Source organism: Kitasatospora sp. NPDC051914 (assembly GCF_040680995.1).
In the GTDB taxonomy this organism is placed as follows: domain Bacteria; phylum Actinomycetota; class Actinomycetes; order Streptomycetales; family Streptomycetaceae; genus Kitasatospora.
On sequence record NZ_JBFAXX010000010.1, the window covers coordinates 150,499 to 156,498 of the forward strand.

A 6,000-nucleotide genomic window follows, 5' to 3' on the forward strand; every position below is an offset into this window, starting at 1 on the left:
TCCGGTCAGTTCGCGCGGACACCGGAGGCCCTGACAGCCTCGGCGTCCGCCACGACGGTGCCACCGTCCGGGGCGACGGCGAGAGCTCCCGTCATGATGGCGACCACCTCCGACATGGAGTAGTCGGACGGCCTGATCAGTGCCTCCCGGCGGCCCATCCGGTGGACGTGGATGCGGTCGGCGATCTCGAAGACGTGCGGCATGTTGTGGCTGATCAGCACGACCGGCAGGCCCTTGTCCCGGACCCGCCGGATCAGGTCGAGGACCTGACCCGACTCCTTGACGCCGAGTGCCGCGGTCGGCTCGTCCATCACCACGACGCTGCGTGCCCAGGCGACGGAACGGGCGACGGCGACGGCCTGGCGCTGGCCGCCGGAGAGCGTTTCCACGGCCTGGGTGAGCGAGCGCAGTCCGATCCTGAGGTCGGCCATGTGCGCGGCGGCCTCCTCGCGCATCCGCTTCTTGTCGAGCATCCGCAGGACGCTGCCCAGCGGACCGGGCCGGCGCAGTTCGCGGCCGAGGAACATGTTGGAGGCGATGTCCATGGAGGCGGCGACCGCGAGGTCCTGGTACACCGTCTCGATCCCGTGCCTGCGGGCGTCCTGCGGGCCGTTGAAGCGGATGGGCTCGCCGTTGAGGCGGATCTCGCCCTCGTCGGGTGTGACGGCCCCGGTGAGGGCCTTGATCAGGCTGGACTTGCCGGCGCCGTTGTCGCCGATGACGGCGAGGACCTCTCCGGGCAGCAGGTCGAAGTCGGCTCCGTCGATGGCGGTGACGTGGCCGTAGCGCTTGACCAGGCCCCTGGCCTGGATCACGGGGGTGGGTGCGGTCATCAGCGGGTCCTCTTCCGGGAGATCTGGTCGACGGTGACGGCGAGGACGACCAGGACGCCGGTGATCAGGGTCTGGTAGATGGAGGCGACGCCCATCAGCTGGAGGCCGTTTCGAAAGACGCCCACGATCAGGGCGCCGACCAGCGAGCCGAGGACGCTGCCGCGGCCGCCGAAGAGGCTGGTGCCGCCGAGGACGACGGCGGTGATGCTGTCGAGGTTGTCGGTCTGGCCCGCCTGGGGGTCGCCGACGCCGGTGCGGGAGATCAGCAGCAGGGCGGCGATGCCGTACACCAGGCCGGCGAGCGTGTAGATGCCGATGGTGAGGCCGCCGGTGCGGATGCCGTTGAGGCGGGCCGCCTCGGGGCTGTTGCCGAGTGCGTAGACGTGCCGGCCCCAGGACGTGCTGCTCAGCAAGTAGGCGAAGACGGCGAAGAGGCCGAGGGCCACGAGCGAGCCGTAGGTGACGTCGGTGTCGCCGAGCGGGAACGTCTCGCCGAGGAACGTCAGGGGGCCCGGCAGGTCGGTGACGGTCTGCTCGTTCGAGTAGATGTGGGTGAGGGCGAAGGCCACGTTCAGCATGCCGAGCGTCACGATGAACGGCGGCAGCGGGACCAGTTTCACCAGCAGGCCGTTGACCAGGCCGAAGGCCGAGCAGACCGCCAGGCCCAGCGCGATCGCCACCAGCGGCGGGACGGTGCCCTCCGCGGCCATTCTCGCCATCGTGATCGACCCGAAGGCCATCACCGCACCGCAGGACAGGTCGATGCCGGCGGTCAGGATGATCAGCGTCTGTCCGACGGCGAGCGTGCCGACGACCATCACCTGCTGGATGATCAGCGAGAAGTTCCCGCCGGACAGGAAGGTGTCCGTGGTCAGGGAGAAGAACGCGCAGGCCAGAACGAGCGCGGCGAGCGGTCCGGCCGTGGGTGCGGTCACCAGTCGCCGAAGGTGCGTCGGCCCGGTGAGGTGCCCGTACGGGGCGGTGGATGCGGTCATGAAGGGTCCTTGCCGGTGGGGCGGATCGGGAGCGCCGTGCGCACACCGCCGCGGGAGGGGGAAGCGGCCCGGGCCGGGTCGGGGCGGTTGCACCGGCCCGGGCCGCCGGTCGGGTGCGGGGCGGCTCAGCCCCAGCAGTTCTCCAGTCCGTAGGCGGTGTCCTTGGCGTCCACGCCGCTCTGCGGCTTGTCGGTGATCAGCGTGACGCCGGTGTCGGTGTAACCGGCGGCCTTCGCACCGCCCTTGGCGTAGTCCACGACGGCCTTGACGCCCTGGATCGCCATCACCAGCGGGTACTGCTGCGAGGTGGCGGCGATCTTGCCGTCCTTGACCGCCCGGGTGCCGGTGCAGCCGCCGTCGACCGAGACGATCAGCACGTCCTTCTCCCGGCCCTTGGCCTTGAGTGCGGTGTAGGCACCGAGCGCGGCGGGCTCGTTGATGGTGTAGACGACGTTGATGTCGGGGGCCTTCTGCAGGCAGTTCTCCATCGCGGTCTGGCCCTTGGCCTGGTCGCCGTTGGTGTCCTGGGAGCAGACCACGGACGGGTCGCCCTCGGGCACGCCGAAGCCCTGCAGGAAGCCGTCGTGGCGAAGCCGGCCGACGGCGACGCCCGGGGCGAGGTCGAGGGTGGCGATCTTCGCGGTCTTCCCGGCCATGGCGGCCTTGGCGTACTGGCCGATCAGCACGCCTGCCTTCTTGTTGTCGGTGGCGAACAGCGCGTCGGTGCCGTCCTGCGGCTCGGTGGGGCTGTCGAGGGCGATCACCAGGACGCCCTTGTCCCGGGCCTTGTTGATGGCGGGCAGGATCGCCTTGGAGTCGCTCGGGGTGATCAGGATGCCCTTGACACCGCCGGCCACCATGTTCTCGATGGCCGCGATCTGGCCGGCGTTGTCGCCGTCGAACTTGCCGGCCGCCGTGCTCAGCGTGACGCCGTTCGCCTGGGCGGCCTTCTGCGCGCCCTCCTTCATCTTCACGAAGAACGGGTTGGTGTCGGTCTTGGTGATCAGGCCGACCTTGACCGTTCCGCCGGCGGATCCGGTGTCGGCCGAACCCTTCGAGCCGGACCCGCACGCGGTCAGCGCGAGCGCCATTCCACCGGCCAGGCAGACGGCGGCGGTTCTGGTCAGGGTGGGGCGGTGAACAAGGGTCATGATGGCTCCTGGTGGGGAAGGGCGCCCGTTCGTCGGGGGCTGGGATCGGCCTTGATCAGAGCGGCGACCGGGGTGGCTCACCTGAACTGTCATCGTTGACATATGTCATCGTTGACATTCACTTGATGGAGATGATGAAGTCTCTGCGACCCGAGTCACAAGCCCCGCAGTCGTAACGACTGGGTAACGCGGCCGCAATCGCCGACCCGACCTGTTGAAAGCTACTGCGCAGTCAACAAGCCTCCCTCCCCATGCGGTTCCGTCCCGGGTGCACCGATCCCCTCCCGTCTCGAAAGGCCGACCGATGGCTGCCCAGCGCCCGATCGCTGTCCTCGGCGAGTGCGTCGCCGACGCCGTCCCCGACACCTCCCGACCGCGCCCCGGCGAACTCGCCCTGCGCGTCCTGCCGGGCGGCGGGCCCGCCAACACCGCCGTGGCTCTCGCCCGGCTCGGCACCGACACCCGCTTCCTCGGCCGGATCTCCGCCGATGCCTTCGGTGCACTCTTCCGCGCACACCTGCTCTCCTCCGGGGTCGACCTCTCCCACGTCGTCGCCGCGCCCGAGCCGAGCACCCTGGCCCTCGCCACCCTCGACGAGCACGGCCAGGCCCAGTACTCGTTCCACGCCGAAGCCACCGCCGACTGGCAGTGGACCGCCGACGAACTGGCCGCAGCCCCCGGCGCGGACGCCGCCTGCCTGCACACCGGATCCCTCGCACTGGTGCGTCGACCCGGCGGTGAGCACATCGAGGAGCTGCTCGGCCGCGCCCGCAGCGGCGCGACCGTCTCGGTCGACCCCAACGTCCGTCCCCTGCTCGTCGACCCGCGCCTCTACCGGGCGCGCATGGCCCGCTGGTGCGCCCTCGCCGACATCCTGCGGCTCAGCTCGGACGACCTGGAGCTGCTGGCACCGGACACGTCGCCCGAGCGCGCCTGCGACGACTGGCACCTGGCCGGGGCGCGCCTGGTCGTGATCACCCTGGGCAGCCGCGGTGCGATGGCATCCCTGGACGGCGTCCGCGCATTCGTACCCACCCCACAGGTCGCGGTCGTGGACACCATCGGGGCCGGCGACTCGTTCACCGCCGGCCTGCTCCACCGGCTGTCCGTCACCGGCCGCCTGGGCGGACGCCTGGACGGGCTGACGATCGACGAGGTGGCCGACGCCTGCGGCTTCGCGACCCGGGTCGCCGCCCTCACCTGCTCGGTGGCGGGCCCCAATCCGCCCTGGGCGCAGCAGTTGGAGTCCGGGCCTGCGGTCGCCGCCCACGGGCAATGACCGGTCGCCGGCCCGCGCCGGAAGGACCGGTGCCGCACGACCACCGGCGGGCCGGGTAGGGACGGAGCGCTCACGATGTGGACCTGGTTGCCGCCGCGGACACTGCTCCGCACAACGTTTCGACGAAAGGGACCCAGAGCGGTTGTGGGAACCGGCGACCCCGGCTGCGGATCCGCGGGCGAGTTCCACCTGACCCTGCGGGCACCAAGCCCTACCGGCCAGTGCCGTGTCAGGCGACCTTCGCCCCGTCGCGGCCCCGTGTTCCCCCGGTCCCACGGGGGCCGGGAGCAGCCCCCATCACCTGGGCGCACCGCCGAAGCACCCGAGTACGTCCAGTACGAGGGCGCTCCGGCGGCACGCCCAGCCGGCCACCTCGGGCCGCTCCTTGGCGGGCATGCACCGGGCAGCGCCGGCCTGTTGACTGTGGCACTCAGCTCCACCAGACACGGAAGTCGGTGGGCAGCAACCCCAGTGCGTCCAGTTCAGCCGCCAGCTCGGGTGCGGACACCTCGATTCGCTGTCCCTTCACCAGCGGTGCGGAGCTGTAGATCTTGCGTAGCGAGAAGTCCCACCCGGAACGATCCCCGGAAGCATGCCCCACCACGGCCTTCAACCGGTGCAGCTCGTACCGGATCATGCCGCTCTCCGTTCGGGTGGCGGCGCAGGAGTCGAATGCGGACCAGAGCTGGGGATCGGTCATCCGGGCGAGCCGGGCCGGGGTGAGCGTGGTGTTGTCGAGCAGTTGGCCGGCCAGGCGCCGGATCACCGAGACCGGGCCCACGTTGTCCCAGGAGGTGTGGAGCCGTGCTTCCGCGCAGACCAGGGCGACAAGTGCTGCGGCAGTCCCGTGGTCGGCCGACACCGCCGAGTCCTCGAGGTCGAGGCGGGCCAGCATGACGGCCGGATCGGCATTCAGACGCCCGGCGGCACGCCCGCTGCGCACGTAGGAGTCGAGATGGTCGAGGTTCAGCAGGCCGGGGTGGCCGGTGAGGGGTGAGAGCGGCTGCCCGCCGAGTGCGGCGGCGACGGCCTCGGTGCCGATCCCGTGCCTCTCCAGTACGGGACGGATCGGCTCGGCCCGCAGCAGCTGCGCGCCGATCGTGTGATGGTCGAGGCCGCCGATGCCTTCGAAGGTGTGGCTCAGTGGCAGGTGGCCGATATCGTGCAACAGTGCCGCGACACGCAGGAGTTCGTCCTCCGGACGGAAGTGCGCGACCAGCGCGAGGACACCGAGGGTGTGCTCGAGCCTGGAGTACGACTGCAGGGTGCTGAGCGTCGAGGCCCCTCCGTGTGTGACGAAGTGCAGGCGCCGCAGCGGCTCGGTGCGGAGCAGCTCGACTTCCACGGGATTCAGGCGGACGGGTACCCGCCAGAGTGGGTCGGTGAACACCGGGGCCAGGCCCACGACATTGGTCGGGGTGGGCCGTACGATCTCATCCCCGCGGCTCTGCGGCGGACTCTGATCCGTGTGGGTAGCCATCGGGTCACTCTAGGGCTGGTACCAGCTTCAGGTCTCCCAGCCACCGGTTGAAGAACCGCCTTGCCGCTATGGCGTGTTGTGGAAATGATCGAGCTCGCTGCCTGGCAGCTCACAACCCGCGGATGGCTTCGGCCAGGTCAGGGCCGTAGGAAGCCCAGCAGATGACAGAGCCGTCGGGGTCGAGCTGTCCCATGAACCAGTCGTCGCCGGCTCTTGCAAGGCACAGGTCGTAGCCATGGAAGGAAATGATGACGTCGGGCTG

At 70.3% G+C, this 6,000-nt stretch carries 5 protein-coding genes; 1 reads left to right on the top strand and 4 read right to left on the bottom strand.

Translation table 11 applies throughout. The features are described 5' to 3' along the window. Positions 1-5: 5 nt before the first annotated feature. From AB0M03_RS09645 to AB0M03_RS09655, 3 genes are all read right to left on the bottom strand, one after another. Positions 6-833: an ATP-binding cassette domain-containing protein gene (locus AB0M03_RS09645; RefSeq protein ID WP_363490266.1), complete on the bottom strand. Its 828-nt coding sequence runs from the start codon at positions 831-833 to the stop codon at positions 6-8. Then, positions 833-1,828: an ABC transporter permease gene (locus AB0M03_RS09650; protein WP_363490268.1), complete on the bottom strand. Its 996-nt coding sequence runs from the start codon at positions 1,826-1,828 to the stop codon at positions 833-835. Before AB0M03_RS09650 ends, AB0M03_RS09645 begins: the two co-directional genes overlap by 1 nt. Positions 1,829-1,953: 125 nt before the next feature. Continuing rightward, on the bottom strand, positions 1,954-2,919 hold the full coding sequence (locus tag AB0M03_RS09655) for a sugar ABC transporter substrate-binding protein (protein WP_363490292.1): 966 nt from the start codon (positions 2,917-2,919) through the stop codon (positions 1,954-1,956). A 364-nt stretch (positions 2,920-3,283) separates the two neighbouring features. Between AB0M03_RS09655 and AB0M03_RS09660 the strand changes: the two genes are divergently transcribed. After that, complete coding sequence (locus AB0M03_RS09660; protein WP_363490270.1) at positions 3,284-4,258, top strand: carbohydrate kinase; 975 nt, start codon at positions 3,284-3,286, stop codon at positions 4,256-4,258. A gap of 430 nt (positions 4,259-4,688) precedes the next feature. Here AB0M03_RS09660 and AB0M03_RS09665 read toward each other — a convergent pair whose 3' ends face one another. After that, on the bottom strand, positions 4,689-5,603 hold the full coding sequence (locus AB0M03_RS09665) for an HD domain-containing protein (RefSeq protein ID WP_363490272.1): 915 nt from the start codon (positions 5,601-5,603) through the stop codon (positions 4,689-4,691). Positions 5,604-6,000 lie beyond the last annotated feature (397 nt).

Excerpts from the sequence above, each read along its gene's own strand:
- AB0M03_RS09660 (WP_363490270.1), top strand. The coding sequence starts at position 3,284 with ATGGCTGCCCAGCGCCCGATCGCTGTCCTCGGCGAGTGCGTCGCCGAC.
- AB0M03_RS09655 (WP_363490292.1), bottom strand. The coding sequence starts at position 2,919 with ATGGCGCTCGCGCTGACCGCGTGCGGGTCCGGCTCGAAGGGTTCGGCC.
- AB0M03_RS09645 (WP_363490266.1), bottom strand. The coding sequence starts at position 833 with ATGACCGCACCCACCCCCGTGATCCAGGCCAGGGGCCTGGTCAAGCGC.
- AB0M03_RS09650 (WP_363490268.1), bottom strand. The coding sequence starts at position 1,828 with ATGACCGCATCCACCGCCCCGTACGGGCACCTCACCGGGCCGACGCAC.